Source organism: Vreelandella neptunia, from assembly GCF_000712975.1.
Lineage (GTDB): Bacteria > Pseudomonadota > Gammaproteobacteria > Pseudomonadales > Halomonadaceae > Vreelandella > Vreelandella qaidamensis.
Genome location: NZ_JHQL01000005.1, coordinates 171047 through 190700, shown reverse-complemented (window position 1 = coordinate 190700; position 19654 = coordinate 171047). Strand labels below are relative to the sequence as shown.

The following is a 19654-nucleotide window of genomic DNA, read 5'->3' as shown; positions in this document are numbered from 1 at the left end:
AAAAACGGCGCCGAAAAGGCGCCGTTTTTATGTTTGCATCGCAAGGGCATCGCATTACTGGCAATCAGGCGTTAAAGCGCTGAAAGACCAAGCAAGCATTCGTACCGCCGAAGCCAAAGCTGTTAGAGAGTACGCGATCGATAGTAACGCCATCACGTCGCTCCTTAACAATATCGAAGCCATCCGCCTGTTCATCAAGGTGCTCGATGTTAGCTGAGGCAGCGACGAAGTCATTTTGCATCATTAGCAGCGAATAAATCGCTTCTTGAACACCGGTTGCGCCTAATGAGTGGCCAGTGAGCGACTTGGTTGAACTCATAGCGGGTGTGGTATTGCCAAACACCTCACGGATTGCCTTTAGCTCTGCAACATCGCCCACTGGTGTGGATGTACCGTGGGTGTTGATGTAATCAATATCGCCCTGAACCGTTGCCATCGCCTGACGCATGCAGCGTGTTGCACCTTCACCAGAAGGAGCAACCATGTCGTGGCCATCGGAAGTAGCGCCGTAACCAACCAGTTCGCCATATATTTTGGCACCACGGGCTTTTGCATGTTCGAGCTCTTCAAGTACTAACATGCCGCCACCACCAGCGATGACAAATCCATCACGCGCTTGATCATAAGGGCGAGAGGCTTTTTCCGGCGTATCGTTGTAATGGGTCGATAGGGCGCCCATGGCATCGAACAAGCACGAAAGGGTCCAATGCTCTTCTTCACCACCACCAGCAAACACGACATCCTGTTTGCCCAGCTGAATCTGCTCCATAGCGCTGCCAATACAGTGGGCTGATGTCGCACAGGCCGAGGAGATAGAGTAATTGACGCCTTTGATTTTGAAAGGCGTAGCCAAGCATGCCGATACGGTGCTGCCCATGGTGCGGGTAACCCGGTAAGGCCCCACACGGCGCAGGCCTTTCTCGCGCATGACATCCGCTGCTTCTACCTGATTGGCGCTAGATGCCCCGCCAGAGCCGGCAATAAGCCCAGTACGTTCGTTGGATACCTGCTCCTCAGAAAGCCCTGCGTCTTCAATTGCTTGTGCCATCGACACATACGCATAGGCAGCTGCGTCACCCATAAAGCGGCGCAGCTTACGGTCAATGAGTGTATCAAGGTCGATATCGACGCTACCCGCGACATGGCTACGAAAGCCGCGTTCAGCATACTCTTCCTTAAAACGAATACCGCTGCGCCCGTTTTTAAGCGCGTCCAAGACCTGTTGCTGGTCGTTGCCTAAGCACGACACGATGCCAAGGCCGGTGACTACCACTCGTCGCATGGAAGCCTCCTGTTAGAAATTCGCAGTGGAGGTGAATAGGCCAACGCGCAGGTCATTAGCCTGGTATATATCGCGTCCGTCGACGGACACGGTGCCGTCGGCGATGCCTAGGATAAGCCGACGGGTAATAATGCGTTTCACATTAATGTGATACGTCACTTTTTTCGCGTCGGGCAAAATTTGGCCGCTGAATTTAACGTCACCACAGCCAAGTGCACGCCCACGGCCTGGATGGCCAAGCCAGCCAAGGTAGAAGCCTACCAGCTGCCACATGGCATCTAGCCCTAAACAGCCGGGCATGACTGGGTCACCTGGGAAGTGGCAATCAAAAAACCACAGGTCCGGGGTGATGTCCAGTTCAGCGATTAACTCGCCTTTACCATGCTCACCACCTTCTTCGTGAATGTGCATGATGCGGTCAAGCATCAGCATGTTGGGAGCTGGAAGCTGGGCGTTGCCAGGGCCAAATAGCTCGCCGCGCGAGCAGGCCAGCAGTTCTTCGCGATCAAAGGAATGTTGCTTGGTCACTGAATCGTTCCGAGTATCAAAATGGTTGTTGGCCGCGTGCGGCACCAAGAGCCGAGGCATAGCATCGGAGCATAGCACAGGAGTCGAGCGCCGAGGCACGGTCCACAAGGCCAACCCTAGTCTACTTCCCGAAACCACTGAATGCACGTTGTCGGTTATTTATCGTGTTATCTACAGCTTTTTTATGATGTGCCGATAACCTTCTATGGCCGCTGTTATTCCATAAGTTACGAATTCGTACAACAAACGCCTTATAAACGTAATATTATGTGTCCAAGTTTTTTGCTAAGCGGCATGATGGCATGCCAGTAACGTTTCATGCCTCGTTAAACTTATTTACAGGACATCGTTAATCGCCATGTGGCTGTCTGTTTCTCTTAACCGTCCATTGGTTTGGATGGCATTAATGGCATTACCCGCCTGTGTGTGGATACCTGATACGGCACTCCGTATGGTGTCAGCCAGTATGGTTGCCTGTGGTTTGTGGGATGTTTGGAGGCAGCTGCGACAGCAGCAGTTGCGACTGCGTCTTTCGCAAGATGCGATAGGCTTGGCAGGTGATGCCATTGTGATCAGCGATGTACATAACCGTGTATTAACGGTCAATCCTGCTTTTACCCAAATTACCGGTTATGAAAGCCAGGAAATGATTGGCCGTAAGCTCGAAACGTTGGCCGCTGCGCGTCATGATAAAGCGTTTTATCAAACATTTTGGAGCACGTTAAAGGCGACAGGCCGTTGGGAAGGCGAGATGTGGAATCGTCGCAAACATGGCGATGAATACCCTGAGTGGCTAAAAGTCCGTGCTGTTACCGACAAGCGTGGCAACATCACTCATTTTATTAGTTTATTTACCGATATCTCTGCCCAGAAAACCCGTGAGCGTGATTTGCGCCGTATCGGTTATGAAGACCCTTTAACGGGTCTGCCAAACCGTCGGCGGTTGCACGACCTGATGGCTTCTCGGCTGCGCCATTTGCGTGCAGGTGAAAGTTTAGATACGGCGCTGATTGATATTGATGGACTCAAGTCTGTTAACGATAGCTTAGGTGTAGAGCAGGGGGATCGTCTGCTCGCGCGCTTTGCTCAGCGGTTAACCAGCTATATGGCAGGCAGCGTCGTAGGTAGGCTCGGTGGCGATGAGTTTATGGTGATTCGTACGACTACCTTCGATGATCACGATAAGTGGGTAGCCATGCTTCGCGAGCATATGAGTCGCCCGTTTGAAATCAATGAACAATCTTTGCGCTTAGGATTAACTATTGGCAGCTGCCGTGCTCCAGAAGATGGGCGGGACTCAGGCGTGCTGTTTCAGCGGCTAGAGTCTGCCTTATATAGTGCTAAGCGCCTGGGGCGTAACCATAGCCAGCGGTTTCGCCCCGCGTTAGATAAACAAGATAATCCCCAGCTCGCGCTGGTGAGCGATTTGCGGGCAGCGCTGATATCAGGCGATCAACTAGAGCTGCACTATCAGACACAGCATCATCCAGGAACTGGCGATTTAGTAGGCATGGAAGCATTACTGCGCTGGCGCCACCCTCAGGATGGGATGATTTCACCAGGAGATTTTATTCCACTAGCAGAGCGGCATGGGCTTATGCCTGAGCTGGGTAGCTGGGTGATTGAAAAAGCGTGTGCTCAGCAAGCGCATTGGCAGCACAGCGGAATGCCAAACGTGACGGTGTGGATTAATATTTCCGCGCTGCAACTTTTTCAGGGAGATCTCGAAACCCAGCTATCTAGCTGTTTAGAGCGATACCAGTTAAAGCCATCCCAAATTGGCTTAGAGTTAACTGAATCTGTTTTATTAGATGAGCGTGCAGGCGATATGGGGCCTCGTTTGCAGGCGCTACGTGATCAAGGCTATGCCATTGCTATTGATGATTTTGGAACAGGTTACTCATCGCTTGGTTACTTGAAGCGACTGCCGGTGGATAAGATTAAGCTGGATCGCGCCTTTATCCGTGAGTTGCCTAACGATCAAGCCGACGCTGCTATTGTCACGGCTGTCTTGGCGATGGCAGAGGGCATGGGGCTAGAGGTGGTAGCAGAAGGTGTCGAAACCCAAGCGCAGTGTCAGTTTCTTATTAACGCTGGTTGCACTTTGGTACAAGGTTTCTATTTTGCGAGGCCGCTACCTGCTGCCGAGCTTGAACAGCGTTGGGTGCCGCAGACGTTGACTGAAGAAGCCTCTTAGCGAGTGTTAAAAACAGTGGTTTTTTGATTGGCATAACGGCTAATGCCAAAACAGAGCACTGCCCAAATAAGGGCTTGTGCTGGCAATAGCCAGGGGGCCAAGCTAACGCCGGTGAGTGCAGCGCCACCAACATACGATAATGGCCCGCTGACCGCCCCACAAAGCGCCGCAATGCGTGGGTATTGCCACAGCCAGGCAAGTGAGTGAAATACCAGCGTTGCAAACAGAGGCCACAGCATCCAAAGCCATAGTGGCAACAATCCTGCCACCAGGGGTTGTTCACCGAAGTCGAATCCTCCCGCGACATGTAGGCCGCCGTCTAGCGCCAACCCAAGTAGTGCAAATACACCAATGAAGCGCCATTCGCCGGGTTTGGCACAGCGCCAAAAATGCCAGCCGAGCAGTATGCTCCCGGTAATGGCCGCTATCCATGACCCTCCTAATACGCACAGTAGCCAGCCCGCTTCAAAGCGCAGTGCGTTGAACAGCAAACCTTGCCAGCGTGGGCTAGCCATTTATAGCGCGCCTGTTAGCGGTTCAGGTTTGGCGGCTGGTTTCGCCAGCAACAAGTGGCACGTGCCAATAGAGCGCTCAATAAAACCTCCCTCGCAATAACACAGGTAGTAGCGCCACATGCGGATGAAACGCTCGTCGTAGCCTTGCTGGCGGACTTGCTCCAAGCTTGCTTCAAAGCGGTGCCGCCATTCACGTAATGTACGGGCATAGTGCTGGCCGATTTCATCGAGCGCTACCACGTTCAGTGAGGTTTTGCGCATCACGCTGGTTAGCATAGCGTGATGGGAGGGCAAAAAACCGCCGGGAAAAATATAGCGCTTAATAAAGTCCATATCCCGTTTAGCTTCTTCAAACCGCTGGTCTCGGATAGTGATGGCTTGCAGCATAGCTTGACCATCATCCGTCAGTAGGCTGTCGACTTTTGCAAGGTAGGTGTTTAAATACTGATGGCCGACGGCTTCAATCATCTCAACAGAAATCAGTCGATCGTAGCGTCCCGTCAACTCACGATAATCTTGCTTTAGCAGGGTGATTTTATCGTCGAGTCCCTCTTCTTGGATACGGCGGGCGGTATGGGCGTACTGCTCTTCAGAAATGGTGGTGGTAGTAACATGGCAGCCACGGGTTTTAGCGGCGTGTATTGCAAGACCACCCCAGCCTGTACCAATTTCTAGCAAACGGTGTTCTGGGCGTACATCTAGCTTTTCGAGCATGATGTCGAGTTTGTAGGTCGACGCTTCTTCTAGGCTGGCTTCTGGGTAGGGGAAAACAGCGCTTGAGTACATCCAGTGACGTTGATCAAGAAACGTGGCAAATAAGTCATTTCCAATATCGTAATGTGCAGAGATATTACGCTTTGACCCGGAAAGACTATTACGTTGGAAACGATAGGCAGCGCCAAGCAGCCAGCGGGTAAAGCGAGCACTCCCATTTTCCATGTTACCGTTTACATGATCCAGGTTGGCCGCAAACAAACGCACCAAGGCCACTAAGTCATCAGCATCCCAGTCGCCATCCATATAGGATTCAGCTGCACCAACCGTGCCGCCAAACGCGAGCCTTTTCCATGCGCGGGAGTGGCGTATCACGACGGTCACTTGAAGCGGCCCTTCTTGACCAAGATGATGACACTGATTGCCTTCAATTAAGGTGATACGACCACCCTGGAAGGCATCTAACTGAGCCAGCAGGCGGGGTTTTAACCAGCGGGTGAAACGATCCTGGTTAACCGGTTGTATTTCGGGGGGCGTAGAACGCAGGGTCGTCATTTTGAAGTCTCCTTGCGCTTAGGGTGGTTATAAACGGGGACGCGCTTAAGCCAAAGGCGAAACGCTTCAAAATGAATTCCCGCGACTGTTTTAAGGCTCATCCAGGGTTGCCGTGCGAGTGTTGCTAATAAAACGCGACGTGTGGCGGGCGCTGCTTCAAGGGTAAGCGTGGCATCGAAATGACGTTGCCCGCTTTGCCAGTTTTCCATGTGAAGATAGAGCTGGTCGCTGGGTGAGTTGAACTTCCAGCGATAGGTCATTTCCATGGGATTAAACGGCGAAACATGCATGGCTTTATCAAAGCTTGCATGGTGGCTATGCCGAGCCGTGTCGACCTGGCAGGCATAGCAAATACGTTCCTTCCAGGGCATATTGGTAACTTCACCAACGACAGCCGCTAGTCTGCCTACATGGTCGTAGGCGTAGTACATCGAAACGGGATTGAAGACAGTGCCAAAAGTACGTAACTGGGTGAGTACGTAAATCTTGCCATCAGGTGCACTACCTAGCTGACGAATCAGCTCCTCACGAACTGCGGTACGTAATGGCTTGTCGGTAGGGCCGAGATAATCCTCGCGCCTAAAACGCGCTAGGGCGGGCCTTCGAGCGCTAAAGCAAGGCACATTATCAAACAGTGTTGGCAACTCATCGAGGTCAAGCCATACCATCCACATGCGGTAGCTAAACGCGTGCGCTTTCGGTGTAAAGCGACGATGACGTAGCGTGCCGCGATAAATACGCGAGCGAGGTGCAGCAATCATCCTAGCCCCTCCCCTACGCCGTTGGCAGGCATAAGGTCATGGGCCGGTAGCGACGTGGGCGTTGAGGGTGGCGCGGCTGCTTCATCACACCCTAATGCTTGAGCAACCCGCAGTGCGCTCCATACCCCATCTTCGTGAAAGCCATTGCGCCAGTAAGCGCCGCAGAAGTGAGTACGACGCGCGGCCGACGAAATCTCGCTATGACGCGCTTGTGCCGCTTGACCTGCTAGGGTGAACTGGGGATGGGCATAAGTATAGCGGCCTAACACCTTGGCAGGATCAATGCTGTCGGAATCATTGAGGGTGACGCAAAATGTGGTATCGGATGTCAAACGCTGCAGGATGTTCATGTCGTAAGTGACAGAGACACGCTCTTCTGAGCCGCGCCCATCGAGCCGGTAGTTCCAGCTTGCCCAGGCGCGCTTGCGCCGTGGCAGCAGCGTTGTGTCGGTATGCAGTACGACCTCGTTATCCTGATAAGGCATGGCGGCGAGGATGTCTTGCTCGGCGGGTGTCGGGTCGCCGAGCATCGCCAGTGCTTGGTCGGCATGGCATGCTAGTACCACCTGATCAAAGCGTTGAGTGCCTTGCGCTGTGGTAATCATCACGCCCGTGTCGCTGCGTGTAATCTGAGTGACAGGCGTGTTGAGATGAATACGCGCTGCATAAGGCGCCGTCATACTAGGAATGTAGCGTTTCGAACCGCCAATTAGGGTGTACCACTGTGGGCGGTGATTCACCGATAGCAGCCCATGGTTACGGAAAAAACGCACAAAAAACGTCAGTGGGAAGGCGCGTAAATCACCGATACTAGCTGACCAAATCGCCGCCCCCATGGGCAATAGATAGCGCCGTTGAAAGGCATCACCGTAACCATTTTGGTCAAGATACTCGCCTAGCGTCATATCATTTGCTAACCGCTGGCTCTCTAAATCAGCGGTTGCCTGTTTATTGAAACGTAAAATATCCCGCAATAGACGATAAAATGCGGGACTAAGTAAATTACGCCGCTGAGCAAATAGTGACCCTAATGTATGACCGTTGTATTCAAAGTCGACATCGGTTTCGTGCACTGAAAAACTCATTTCAGTGGCCTGACTCGGCACACCAAGGGTTTCTAGTAAGCGCTGGAAGTGGGGGTAGGTCCAATCATTGAAAACAATAAAACCGGTATCGATGGCGTAAGTGTTGCCGCCAACCTCAACATCCATGGTGGCTGTGTGGCCGCCAAGACGCTCGTCTGCTTCAAACAGAGTGACTTCATGCTGTGACGATAGGTACCACCCGGCAGCCATACCGCTAATGCCACTACCAATAATTGCGATGCGTTGTGACGCCATGCCGCTCATTGTTGCTCCTCTTGACGCCTTGTCATGCGTAGACCTATGTGACGACGCAGCGCAGGCGGTAAAATTCCTAAACATTTCACGAGATAGGTAAAACGGCGTGGAAAGTGTATATCTAGTCGCCCTTTAACGAGGCCCGCAATGATCGCATCAGCGGCCTGATCGGCGGTGACCTGCATGGGCATAGGGAAATCATTACGATCAGTTAAGGGTGTCTTCACAAAGCCGGGGTGAATCAAGCTAACGTCAATGCCTTCTTGATCAAGGTCAAGGCGTAATGATTCCAAAAAGTAGCTGATAGCTGCTTTTGAAGCGCCATAAGCCTCTGCACGAGGCAGTGGCAAATAGGCAGAGGCACTGGAGGTGGCGGCAAGGCGAGCTGGTTTACCTTCTTTACGGGCAGCTCTCAATAGCGGCAGTGCCGCTTCGACGCCATAGAGGGTGCCAAACAAATTAGGCGTAAAGACTCGCTCAATCAGTTCCATGTCAAAATGCTGAGCATCGAGGTATTCGCAGGTGCCTGCATTGAACAGCGCAACATCCAGTGCGCCGAGCCAAGTGTTGATCTGCTCACCCGCTGCAATCACTGCTTGGCGATCGCTTACGTCAAGGGGTAGCGAATAAGCATTGGAGTGGCCTGCACACAAGCTGTCTAACGCTGCTTGGTTACGAGCGCTAAGCACGACGTGGTGACCTTGGGCGATGAGCTTTTTGGCAAGCGCTTCGCCAATGCCTGACGTAGCCCCTGTTAGCCAAATGCGTTGGGGCGTTTTCCATGTGCTCATCGTGTTCTCCTGTGGCGGCCTGTTAGCACGCAACCTGCGTGCTGATGACGGGTCAAGGGTTAGCCAAGGCGCCGTTTCAGCCAGCGTATGGCGCGTCCCATCAATGGTAAGTGTTCGTATAACATCGCCCCTGCATCAAAGTAGTCACGATGCCGCGATACTCTTCCATCGTCTGCAAATGTTAGCGCGCTGCACCCGGCAACACGGATAGGGTTACCGTGGGCCAGGCGTGGATGAACAAACTCCATTGTCCACGTTACAAACGCTTGGTTAGCCTGTTGCTGCTGCATGTGATAGGTGAATTGGCAGCGTTCGACGTTTTCATACATCGTTGCGAAATAGCGCTCGAGTGCCGCTCGCCCTTCAATGTGGTGCAGTGGATCGTTGAAAACAATTTCTTCAGTATATACCTCGTATAGTTTTTCTGTACAGGTGTTGTCTAGTTTATTGAAGAAGGCGCAAAAATTCGCCAAAGCTTGGTCGTTAGGCATTACGCGATCCTTTGGTGGTTAAGCAACTTGAAAAATAAAGAGGAGGTAAAAAGAACGTTTAAAGAGTGAGAGGGATGACAGTCAATTTGCATCGCTGCTGCGCAGACGATGCAAAAAGTAGAGTAGCTATTTAGTTAGCGCTTTAAAGGCATCCAAAGCACGCTGGCGCGCAGCTTTATGATCAACGATAGGCGGTGGGTAGTCCGTTGGATTTAGCATATCCTGAGGCGGCGCATGGCGCGCTTTAGCAGGCAATGCGCTAAGAGTTGGCAACCAGTGGGCAATAAATTCGCCATCCGGATCAAAGCGCGTTGACTGGGTAGTAGGGTTAAAAATCCGGAAGTAAGGCGCTGCATCCGTGCCCGTTGATGCCGCCCACTGCCAGCCACCGTTATTCGCGCAAAACTCACCATCGACCAAGTGGCGCATAAAAAATGCTTCACCATGTCGCCAGTCGATCAGTAGGTGCTTACTTAAAAACATTGCGGTGATCATGCGCAGGCGGTTGTGCATCCAGCCTGTGGTCACTAGTTGGCGCATGGCCGCATCCACAATTGGATAGCCGGTGCGGCCTTCACACCATGCATTAAAGCCTTTGTCGTCGTCACGCCAACGAAGCTGCTTGGTGTGCTCCTGAAATGGCTGATAGCGGCAAACTTGGGGGAAACCTACTGCAACATGTTGATAAAACTCACGCCAAATAAGTTCATTGACCCATGTTGTCAGTCCGGCATCACCGTCAGCTAAATGTCCCCCATTTTCGCTCATCACTGCCTGGAGACATTGGCGGTGAGAGATCATGCCTAGTGCCAGATAGGGTGAAAGTTCACTGGTGCCGCGTACCTTAGGGAAGTCCCGCTGCTGCTGATAGTGCCGACCGCGAAAGCGTAAAAAGCGTTCAAGATTGTCGCTAGCCGCATTTTCGCCAGCCGGCCATAAGCGGCCATCCACGGCAGTATCGTCAAGATTAGGCAGTGCGGGAAGTGAGTCGCTGTCAATCTCTAGTGGCGATTGCACCTTCGGCGTGTCGCGAAGCGCTAGTTGTTCCGCAGTCACCTGCTTATGCCACGCTTTTGAGAACGGAGTAAATACGCCGTAATAGTCGCCTTTTCCCGTTAGCAAGCTGCCAGGTGCAAAAGCAACGGCATCGTGGTGGCCTTGGGCGGTTATCCCTTCTTTTTCAAACGCCTCAAGCACAGCATGATCGCGGCGCTGCTCATTCAATGCATATTCGTAATTAAAATGAAGCTGGGTTATCTGATACGTGCGGGCGATATCCACTAGTATGCTAGCCGCTTCATCGTAATGGTCGATGTCGCGGTGTAGGAGTGGAATGTTCAGCCCATTCAGCGATGCTTTAACCGCAGCTACGCCGCGAGACCAGAAGTCGAGTTTGTTAGCACCATGTCCATGTTCTTGCCACTGAGCTACGCTGCGCAGGAATACGGCTACCACGGGGCCTTTGGCAGCAGCAGCGGCAAGCGCGGAGTTATCGTGAATGCGTAAGTCACTACGCAGCCAAACAAGCTGCAAATTCATGCTATATCCTTACCCGCGGTGATATTCAATAGCGCTCAATCTTCGGTGTTCAAAAGGGCAATGCCTCAAAGGATCCCCGACTCGCGAAGCAGGGGGCGAAGCCGTGCGATGGCTTGCGGTAAATCATCGCCCAGCATATGTACAGGGCCGTCACGTAAGTCGTTCTCTCTGAGCTTTGCTACTTCACCGCAAACGCCAATCGGCACATTTAACGTTTCTGCTGCCTTGGGAAGTGTTTGGCGAATGTAGTCATCGCTTTCACGCTGGCCGCTGGAAAGTAATACCATTGATGAGTGCAGTCGAGACACCGCGTTAGGTAGTTCCTTCAGCGCCAACGAACGATCAAACATTTGTACGCGATAGCCTTGTTCGCTAGCCATTAATGCACACATCAACACCCACAATAGGCCGGGGTCTTCGGGCATGGCGCTTAACAAAATGAGCGGCCCGCGCGTTGCCTGATTAGCATAATGCAAGCGGATGCCTACCTGGCTCCGCAAAAAAGCCTCAAAGGTGCGGCGCACAAGCTCATCAGGCTGGTCTGCCCATTTGGCCTCCAGCGATAGAATCACCGGCTGCCAAAGTTCGTTAATAGCAACACTTAATGGATATAACGCTAAGCTTTGATGATAAAGCGTCTCCAATTTTGGGAGATCAACCGCTTCAATGGTTAGTTGAAGCTGTTGACGTTGGCTGGCCCAGTCGCCTGCATCCTGGGTGGGCGTTTCCACGGTTTCTGGTTGATCAAGTAAATCGGCTACCTGGCTAACCGGTACACCGCGGTTCAGCCATTGTAAAATTCGCTCAATACGGGTGATATCATCTTGCGCATATAACCGATGTCCCTTTGGGGTGCGCTGTGGGCGGATTAAACCGTAGCGACGCTCCCAGGCACGTAGTGTGACCGAGTTAACACCCGTTAAACGGGAAACTTCCCTGATAGGATAAAGTGGGGTGTCGGGTGGGTGGGTCGCCTTATTACTCATGGGCGCCATTGCCTCTTGGTTGCCTGCAGCAATTGCTGCAGGGGTCTGTCAATAATTACCGTGGCGTTGTATCAGCGCCTAACCGGCGATCTGCCACATAGTTGGGAAGCTACTAAGCATGTAGTATTAATCATGTAGATAGCGTCACGCTATTATAGCCACCTTTGTACAACTTGTGGCTTCTGGGTACAACCTTTCCCACGTGCTCATAAACGTTAAGCTTTCTTTCTAATTTTAGACCGACTGGCCTAATAGGGCTCTTCCTAATTCGTCGCCAGATAACCAAGCATCTTCTACACGACTGCCCCTGAAGCTATCCCCGCAAAGTGCTAATCCACGTGTGCTGTACAAGTATGATTGTTGGCCTGCCTGGGCTGGTTGGGCATAACGCCAGCGATGCGCGCCTATCTCAACGATCTTAGGCAGTGCGGTTTGTTCTGGCAGCAGCGACATGAAAGCTTCCAGCAGCTGTTGGGCAACGGTGTCGTTGTCACTCTCGATATGGTTATCGCTCCAGTCTAACTGGGCAAGTAGGCTGATACTTTCTGGCTGTTGCTCACGACCTGGCTTAGTGTGATTGCGCGACACTAGCCGCAGTGCAGGGTGATGAGTGTGAACGGTATGCCAAGCCGAGGCCACTTTTTCTATTGTCGGTAGTGGTTCTTCAAAAATAGCCCAACCTGCCCAGCATCCTCGTTGTGGCTTTGCTTCGCAGGCAGCGGCTAATGTTGGTTCCCACGCGGCTAATAATGTGTTGGCTTGTGGCGGCGGAGCGCTAATAACCACCAGGTCAAAAGGCCCATGTATTGCCCCGTGGCTATCGTGTAACTTCCAGCCAGCAGCCGTTTTATCTAACCCAGTAATGTGGGTTTCAAGCGTAATAGCTGCATTAGGAAGAGCACTAAGCGTATCGGCTAGGTAACGGGTTAAGGCACTCATGCGTGGTGCGCCGGTGTAACGCAGCTGATCGTCATTGTGTGTTTGCCAGCCGGATGCGCTAGCCTGATAACGTAACGTTGGCCAAATAGCAACGCAGCCGACGGCTTGCCACTCGGCGACTTTTTCGGCAAACCGTTTATCGCGAGTGGTAAAAGCTTGTGCGCCCAGGTCTAGTGTCGCTCCAGGACGTTGTTTACTTGACATACGGCCGCCTGGTCCGCGTGCTTTATCAAATAGCGTCACATTGATTCCCTGACTGGCAAGCTGGTGACCACAGGCCAGGCCAGATAAACCTGCACCAATAATCGCTACTGTATGGGCATCAGAGAGCATTGAAGGCACAGGTAATCGTTCAGACATAGGAACTCGCAGCGGCTAATTAAATGTGTAATGATCAAGGTGTAGTGCTTGTGTATAGATATCGTACAATAAAACGCTATGCAATGATCATTTAAACTGCGGTTATCCCCAAGAGGGCAGTTTAACGTCGGCACAGGCACGCGCTACCCCTCTCAGTCAGGCCATAGGAGTGACACCATGCGGGTATTAATCACCGGAGGTAGCGGCTTTGTTGGCCAGCGACTCTGCCAACAACTTCTCGCTCAAGGGCACGAGGTACAAGTCGTTTCCCGAACGCCCCACCAAGTGCGTGATCGGTTGCCTAAGGCCTGCGATATACGTGATAGTGCCCAGGCATTTATGGACACGCCACCGGAGGCGTTGATTAACCTTGCCGGTGAGTCAATTGCGGCAAAGCGCTGGAGTGATAGCCAAAAAGAGACACTGATCCGTTCTCGGGTCGACAGCACTCAGCAGCTAATTACGCTCTGTGAGCAGCTGGAAGCTAACGGACAAGCGTTACCCAGCGTGATGATTAGCGGCTCTGCGATGGGGTATTACGGAGATCAAGGCGACAAGGTGGTGGATGAAACAACGTCGCCAAACGATGAGTTCGCTCATCGTCTTTGTGCGCAGTGGGAAGCGGCGGCAAAACCGATCGAGGCGATGGGCGTTCGCTTAGCGATACTGCGTATTGGGTTAGTGCTTGAAGCAGGGGGCGGTACGCTGCAGAAAATGCTGCCACCATTCAAGCTCGGACTCGGTGGGCGTTTTGGAAGCGGCAAACAGTTTATGCCCTGGATTCATCGTGACGATCTGGTGGCAGCGATTATGTTTTTGATGAACGAATCAACGCTTTCAGGCGCGTTTAATGGCAGTGCGCCGCATCCGGTAACAAATGCTGAGTTCACGAAAACGTTGGCTAAGCAGCTTCACCGGCCGGCAGTTTTCCCCGTACCCGCTTTCGTACTAAAAGCGGGCTTTGGAGAGATGTCACAGCTGTTGCTGACTGGGGCTGATATGCGACCTGCACGTCTGATCGAGGCCGGGTTTACCTTTCAATACCCGACACTCGATAAGGCGTTAGAGGCCATTCTTTAGTTTTTCAGGGTCAGGCATTGGGGTCGACAGTGATAATCACCCGCACGGAATCGAGCCGCAGGCGGGTGTTTTCTATTGCGTCGCTAAGTGCTTTACGTTCTTGCTTCAATGCCTCCAGTTCTTCACTACGAACCGCTGGATTGTGCTCTGCCAGGGCGGTTAAGCGAGCAAGTTCTGCATCAAGTTGGGCACGCATGCGTGTTTCAGCGCTTTCTAGGATGCTGGGTAACTCACGTTCAGCTTCACCTTCACCCTGAATAAGCAAGCCGCGCAGTTGGTCATGGCGGCTTTTGATCAAGTCCCTTGCCAGCGACTTGTTCACTTTCTGCAGGTTTTTGCCAAGTCCGGTGAAGGAGATCTTGCTAGTTAGGTTTGCGCCTGATTCATCAAGCAGGACACGCACAGCAGTAGGCGGCAAGAAGCGGTTGAGGTGGAGTGATTTGGGGGCAGGGCAGTGGGTGCGGAAGACCAATTCAGCCATTAAGCGGCCACTGGGAATCGCTGGATGGCGCAGTAGCGCAAGCGCCGTATTACCCATAGTGCCATCTAATATACGCTCCATCATTTCGCGCAGCAGCGGGTGCTCCCAAGAGAGCCGCTGAATATCGTCTCGTGCCAGTGCCAGTGCGCGGCTATAAGTGGCTGAAAAGCCCTCTTCCCCCTTCACCAGCCCTGGTAAGCCGTCCAGCATGTGTTGACTAGGCTGCAAATAAAGTAGGCCATTGCCAATGTCTTGGCTATCTACCCCAAAAATATCCAGGGCGCGCTCTACAAAACGTGGCAACGCTGGATCTTCGTCTAACTCACGCACCGCCTCAATGACCTGCTGAGCACGGGCAGGGCGACAGGCGTTTAGCTCTAACAGCCGGTTACGGCCAGCATCCCGCTCAGCCAGTTTCGCGGTGAACATTTGGCGGGTTTCGTCGATGATTTCATCAAGCATTTCATCGTCGAGTAGGGCATCAGCCAAAGCATCACCAAAGGCATCATACAGATCGCTGCCAATGCCGTGAGGAGCACTGAACGCGTCCATGCCCTCATGATACCAGCGCAGTAGCCGTTCGCCTGGGCTGCCAGTGAAGGTGGGGACATGAAGTTCAATGGCGTGGCGCTGCCCTATCCGGTCGAGGCGGCCAATGCGCTGCTCCAGCTGGTCGGGGTGCTGGGGCATATCAAACATCACCAAGTGGCGGCAGAACTGAAAGTTGCGGCCTTCTGAGCCGATTTCAGAGCATACCAGCACTTGGCAGCCGTCTTCTTCATCAGCAAATGCCGCTGCGGCACGGTCACGCTCCACCAGCGATAATCCTTCGTGGAACACCGGTGCGTGATAGCCGCCTAGGACGCGCAATCCTTCGGCAAGTCCTTCAGCGGTTTCTCTATGGTGAGCAATAATCAGTACTTTATCGTTGGCGAAGCCACTTTCGCTATCGTCACTCAGCTTTTCCAGTAGCCAGTTTACCCGTGGGTCGATATGCCACCAGGATTCGGTGTTAAGCGGATCATTGCTGAGCTCGCGATACATACTGTCTGGATAAATCAACACGTCGGGATGATCCATGCCCGTTTCAATCAGCAGTTCATCCAGGTAATCATCATCGCGTTCTAAGCGGCGCAGCACGCGCCGGTAGGCTGATGGCAGTTCCAGCTGGGCAAGGTGCAAACGACGTTCCGGGAACCCTCCCACATGCCGACGGCTGTTGCGGAACATGACTCGTCCAGTACCGTGACGATCAAGCAGCGCATCGCGCAACTGAGCGCGGGCAGCATCTTGCTGTTCAGCACTTGCCTCAGGGTTGCACAACGTTGCTAGCAACGCCTGGCTGTCACGGTCGTCCGCTACATTATCTACCCGTTTACGCGCCTCGCCGTTATCGGGTAGCTCATCCAAGGCATCAATGGCTTGAGCGACAGCGATGTAATGATGTTCTTCGTCTTTAAAGCGTTCGATATCGTGGTAACGCTCGGCATCTAGCAAGCGCAAGCGAGCGAAATGACTCTCAACACCCATCTGCTCTGGCGTAGCCGTCAGCAGCAATAAGCCAGGAATATCAGCAGCAAGCTGCTCAACACACTGATAGCCTGGGCCGCTGCCATCAGGGCTCCAGTCAAGATGATGGGCTTCATCGACGATCAATAAATCAAACTGGCTCGCCTGGGCCTGCTCTTGGCGGTGAATATTGGCGAACAGCCAACCTTGGCTGGCCAATACAATTTGGGCGCTTTCAAATGGATTGGCACTGCCGTGGGCGAGACTTTGGTGCTCATCCAGCAGGCTAACATTGAGTGAGAAACGGCGTAACAGCTCGACCAGCCATTGGTGGGTAAGGCTGTCTGGCACCAATATCAACGCGCGTTCTACTCGGCCAGCCAGAAGCAGACGGTGCAGAATCAGGCCCGCCTCAATCGTTTTACCCAGCCCAACTTCGTCTGCAAGCAGTACGCGCGGGGCATGGCGACCTGCCACTTCGTCAGCGATATACAGCTGGTGAGGAATCAGGTCGATGCGCGGCCCCGCAAAGCCCAGAGCGCTGTGCTGCTCGATGCGCTGATAGTGGTGCAGCGTGCGAAAGCGCAGGTCAAACCAGTCATTGCGGTCAACTTGGCCGGTCAACAGTCGATCGCGCGCCTGATCAAACTGCATGGTGTCGGCAAGCTTTGCTTCAGAGAGCTCACGAGGAAGGCCGCTGCTATCTTCACCAATGTAGGTGATTAAGCCATTGGTCTCTTTGCTATCGTCTACGATCATCTGCCAGCCATCAGCAGAAATTACGCGGTCGCCGCTGCCAAACATGACGCGGGTCAAGGGCGCTTGGCGGGTGTTGTAGGTACGGGTTTCCTGGCTGGCACTGAACAAAATGGTAACGCTACGGGCGTCGCAGTTAAGCACGGTGCCGAGTCCAAGCTCAGCCTCGCCGTCGCTAATCCAGCGCTGGCCGGGAGAAAAATCGCTCATGATGCCTCGAGGAAGTCTACAGAAACAGGTTGTACGCCACCGGGGCAGGTCGCCGGTGGCAACAGGGCGAGGGATTCTAACGCAAAGGAGCGGGGGGATTAAGGTCTATCGTGGTCAATCTTCCAACCATTGTTCCAGCTGTGCGCGGGTTAATTCTCCTACGTGTACATCCAACGTGTTGCCTTGTCGGTCAAAAAGCACTGTAGTGGGCAGGCCTGGAGCTTGAAATTGTGCCATTAGCGTTTGGCTCGGATCACGCAGTGCGTAGCGAAAATCCAGCCTCTGCTCGTCTAGATAGCGCACTATCGGCAGTAAGTCTTCGCCTTGGTTAGCGACTACCACGCTCACGCCCTCACGCTTTGCTGCTTCTTCGAGCAACGGCATTTCGCGCAGGCAAGGAGGACACCAGGTAGCCCATAAGTTAACGATAATCAGGTCGCCGCTTTCAGTCAGCGAAGAGAGATTCACCGCACTGCCGTCCATATCTTCCAGGGTGATCTCTGGTAGTGCGTCAATGGCGAAGTCATTGCCTAAGGGGGCAAGCGTTACCAAGACCAGCCACAGACTTGTCGTGCCGACCAACATGGCAAGACCGCCGATGAGCGCCAATAGTCGCTTACGTAGCGCCCAGGCTGTCCAAATTAACCCTGCAATTAAGCCACCCAGCGCATTGTAGCCGGGTTGCCATACTTTCAGTGCTTCCAGCGGTGCTGCGCTGTAGCTTTCCCAATTGAGCGCTACAAAAACAATCCGCGCTGCCAGCAGCCATATCACCATTAGCCCGTTGAACCAGCGCCCATGCTGTGAAGGCGTTAACCCCAGCAGGTAGCGGCTAACCAGTAATAACAGTAGCGCGCAGCCTAAGGCATATAGCCGAGGGGTGGAGATCAGCAGTGGGCCAATGGCAATCGCATTCATGATTTTTCCGTTAAACAGGTACACTGGTAAACCATACCACGCACGTTAAAAATTACGGAGATGTCTATGCCTCAACCCGCTTTCGACATGCTGCGGGCGCTGGCCATTGGGTCGCAGGCGCTGGGTTTAATGCTGATTATTACTTTGGAAACTGTAATGGGCGATGCAGCTCGCCTCTGGCAAGGGGGTGTGCTGGCTGTCATGGTTGCTGCCGCACTGACGATCGCGTTAATAAGGCTGTACCGCAATAAGCGTTACCAAAAACAGCTGGCTGAGCGTCGCCAAAATGCTGATGAGACGGAAGAACGTTAGAAAGCGTTGCTTGTGTTTTTAGCGTTCCGGTTCCAGATTAAGAGAAGTCCCGCGCTGGACCGTCGGGGCACTCAACATACTGGGAGCGACAAATAATATGATTAATAAGCGCGCATTAGCCACCGCCGTTGCGGCCTCATCTCTTGCTTTAGCGGGCATGGCCCAGGCGGAGGTCAAAGTTGGCTTCTTGGGCGGTTTTACCGGGGGAATTGAAAGCCTGACACCACCTATTTTTGCGGGTGCTCAGCTTGCCGTCGAGCAGATCAATGAGCAGGGCGGTATCTTAGGCGGGCAAACATTGGAGATGCCTTCTGGGGATACCACCTGTTCGGATGCATCAGCTGCCTCTAACGCTGCAGATCGTATGGTGAACTCTGAGCAAGTCACCGCGATTGTCGGCGCTTTATGTACTGGGGCAACGATTGCTGCTGCTAATAACGCAGCAATTCCAGGCGGTGTGTTGATGGTCTCACCTGCGTCAACGGCGCCCGCCGTTTCTGAGCTTGATGACAACGACTTAGTTTTCCGTACCGTGCCATCGGATGCTTTCCAGGGCGAAATGCTTGCTAAGCTACTGCTTGATAAAGGTATCGACTTTGTCGCGGTGACCTATGTTAATAACGACTATGGTCGTGGCTTGTCGGATGCCTTCAGTGACGCCTTTGAAGCGGGCGGTGGCGAAATAGCAGAAAACCTCGCACATGAAGATAACCGTGCTGACTACCGTTCTGAGCTTGGCTCGCTCTCTTCGAGTGGCGCAGACACGCTGGTCGTGCTGGCCTATGCCGATACCTCCGGTCAGACGGTACTTCGCCAAGCCTACGAAAGCGGCATGTTCACCCAGTATGTGGGTGCCGATGGCATGGTTGGTGATAGCTTAGTAGAAGCGATTGGCGCAGATGTGCTGGATGGAATGATCGCCACACGTCCTGGCAGCCCTGATCTCCCCGGGACAAACATTTTCAATGAAGCGGCTGAAGCGGCGGGCATTGATCCTAGCGCCGTATTCGCTGCCCAGGCTTATGATGCGGCCTTCCTAGTGGCGCTGGCTATTGAGCAAAATGGCAGTGCCGAGCGTGAGGGGCTTTCTGAAGCGCTACGCAGTGTTTCTAGCGCGCCAGGTGAAGTAATACTGCCGGGCGAGTGGGAAAAAGCGGTTGAGTTGATCGCAGCAGGTACTGAGATAAATTACGAAGGTGCCTCTGGCTCTCATGAATTTGATGAAAACGGCGACGTGCCCGGCGTTGTTGTGGAAATGGTGGTAGAAGAGGGCTCTTTCACTAGCAAAGGTTTGGTTGAACTCTAGTCAACATAGCGGTAATTGAGAAGTAACCAAAACGCCCCAGGCAACGAGCTTGGGGCGTTTTTTTAGCACTGTGTTTTTAGCACT

17 protein-coding genes are annotated in these 19654 nt (G+C 53.1%); 4 read left to right on the top strand and 13 right to left on the bottom strand.

All coding sequences use genetic code 11. The features are described from left to right. Positions 1 to 64 precede the first annotated feature (64 nt). Both fabB and fabA read right to left on the bottom strand, forming a co-directional pair. Positions 65 to 1282 (bottom strand): beta-ketoacyl-ACP synthase I, encoded by a 1218-nt coding sequence (fabB, locus tag CR46_RS0115400; RefSeq protein WP_030074242.1) that lies wholly within the window; start codon positions 1280 to 1282, stop codon positions 65 to 67. A 12-nt stretch (positions 1283 to 1294) separates the two neighbouring features. Beyond that, the gene (gene fabA, locus CR46_RS0115395; RefSeq protein ID WP_009723939.1) at positions 1295 to 1810 is read right to left on the bottom strand and encodes a 3-hydroxyacyl-[acyl-carrier-protein] dehydratase FabA; all 516 of its coding nucleotides are present in this window, start codon (positions 1808 to 1810) and stop codon (positions 1295 to 1297) included. 358 nt (positions 1811 to 2168) lie between these two features. On the opposite strand from fabA, the gene CR46_RS0115390 reads away from it, so the two are divergent. After that, complete coding sequence (locus tag CR46_RS0115390; RefSeq protein WP_030074241.1) at positions 2169 to 4007, top strand: putative bifunctional diguanylate cyclase/phosphodiesterase; 1839 nt, start codon at positions 2169 to 2171, stop codon at positions 4005 to 4007. Here the strand turns inward: CR46_RS0115390 and CR46_RS0115385 are convergent. The 9 genes from CR46_RS0115385 to CR46_RS0115345 form a co-directional block, all read right to left on the bottom strand. Next, on the bottom strand, positions 4004 to 4522 hold the full coding sequence (locus CR46_RS0115385; protein ID WP_030074240.1) for a DUF2878 family protein: 519 nt from the start codon (positions 4520 to 4522) through the stop codon (positions 4004 to 4006). The two genes, CR46_RS0115390 and CR46_RS0115385, sit on opposite strands and share 4 nt — an antisense overlap. Continuing rightward, positions 4523 to 5791 (bottom strand): SAM-dependent methyltransferase, encoded by a 1269-nt coding sequence (locus CR46_RS0115380; protein WP_030074239.1) that lies wholly within the window; start codon positions 5789 to 5791, stop codon positions 4523 to 4525. Further along, positions 5788 to 6552 (bottom strand): DUF1365 domain-containing protein, encoded by a 765-nt coding sequence (locus tag CR46_RS0115375; protein ID WP_030074238.1) that lies wholly within the window; start codon positions 6550 to 6552, stop codon positions 5788 to 5790. The genes CR46_RS0115380 and CR46_RS0115375 overlap by 4 nt, the downstream gene beginning before the upstream one ends. After that, positions 6549 to 7901 (bottom strand): NAD(P)/FAD-dependent oxidoreductase, encoded by a 1353-nt coding sequence (locus CR46_RS0115370; RefSeq protein WP_030074237.1) that lies wholly within the window; start codon positions 7899 to 7901, stop codon positions 6549 to 6551. The genes CR46_RS0115375 and CR46_RS0115370 overlap by 4 nt, the downstream gene beginning before the upstream one ends. Further along, on the bottom strand, positions 7898 to 8683 hold the full coding sequence (locus CR46_RS0115365; RefSeq protein ID WP_030074236.1) for an SDR family NAD(P)-dependent oxidoreductase: 786 nt from the start codon (positions 8681 to 8683) through the stop codon (positions 7898 to 7900). The genes CR46_RS0115370 and CR46_RS0115365 overlap by 4 nt, the downstream gene beginning before the upstream one ends. Positions 8684 to 8742: 59 nt before the next feature. Continuing rightward, positions 8743 to 9174 carry a nuclear transport factor 2 family protein gene (locus CR46_RS0115360; RefSeq protein WP_030074235.1) on the bottom strand — a complete coding sequence of 144 codons (432 nt, stop codon included), beginning with the start codon at positions 9172 to 9174 and terminating at the stop codon, positions 8743 to 8745. A gap of 126 nt (positions 9175 to 9300) precedes the next feature. Then, a complete protein-coding gene (gene phrB, locus CR46_RS0115355) occupies positions 9301 to 10713 on the bottom strand; it encodes a deoxyribodipyrimidine photo-lyase (protein ID WP_030074234.1) in 1413 nt (470 codons plus the stop codon). Positions 10714 to 10778: 65 nt separating this feature from the next. Then, positions 10779 to 11699: a MerR family transcriptional regulator gene (locus CR46_RS0115350; RefSeq protein WP_030074233.1), complete on the bottom strand. Its 921-nt coding sequence runs from the start codon at positions 11697 to 11699 to the stop codon at positions 10779 to 10781. 234 nt (positions 11700 to 11933) lie between these two features. Beyond that, positions 11934 to 12998, bottom strand: a complete 1065-nt coding sequence (locus tag CR46_RS0115345) for an NAD(P)/FAD-dependent oxidoreductase (RefSeq protein WP_051690195.1) — start codon at positions 12996 to 12998, stop codon at positions 11934 to 11936. A 177-nt stretch (positions 12999 to 13175) separates the two neighbouring features. On the opposite strand from CR46_RS0115345, the gene CR46_RS0115340 reads away from it, so the two are divergent. Further along, positions 13176 to 14078 (top strand): TIGR01777 family oxidoreductase, encoded by a 903-nt coding sequence (locus CR46_RS0115340; protein ID WP_030074231.1) that lies wholly within the window; start codon positions 13176 to 13178, stop codon positions 14076 to 14078. A 10-nt stretch (positions 14079 to 14088) separates the two neighbouring features. Here the strand turns inward: CR46_RS0115340 and rapA are convergent, their stop codons facing one another. Both rapA and CR46_RS0115330 read right to left on the bottom strand, forming a co-directional pair. Next, a complete protein-coding gene (gene rapA / locus CR46_RS0115335) occupies positions 14089 to 17034 on the bottom strand; it encodes an RNA polymerase-associated protein RapA (RefSeq protein ID WP_030074230.1) in 2946 nt (981 codons plus the stop codon). Between the two features lie 114 nt (positions 17035 to 17148). Then, on the bottom strand, positions 17149 to 17952 hold the full coding sequence (locus tag CR46_RS0115330; RefSeq protein WP_030074229.1) for a TlpA disulfide reductase family protein: 804 nt from the start codon (positions 17950 to 17952) through the stop codon (positions 17149 to 17151). A gap of 66 nt (positions 17953 to 18018) precedes the next feature. On the opposite strand from CR46_RS0115330, the gene CR46_RS0115325 reads away from it, so the two are divergent. Then, entirely contained in the window at positions 18019 to 18264 is a 246-nt protein-coding gene (locus CR46_RS0115325) for a hypothetical protein (RefSeq protein ID WP_030074228.1), read from the top strand. A gap of 97 nt (positions 18265 to 18361) precedes the next feature. Further along, positions 18362 to 19570, top strand: coding sequence for an ABC transporter substrate-binding protein (locus tag CR46_RS0115320; RefSeq protein ID WP_030074227.1), 1209 nt, complete (start codon positions 18362 to 18364; stop codon positions 19568 to 19570). Positions 19571 to 19654: the final 84 nt, after the last annotated feature.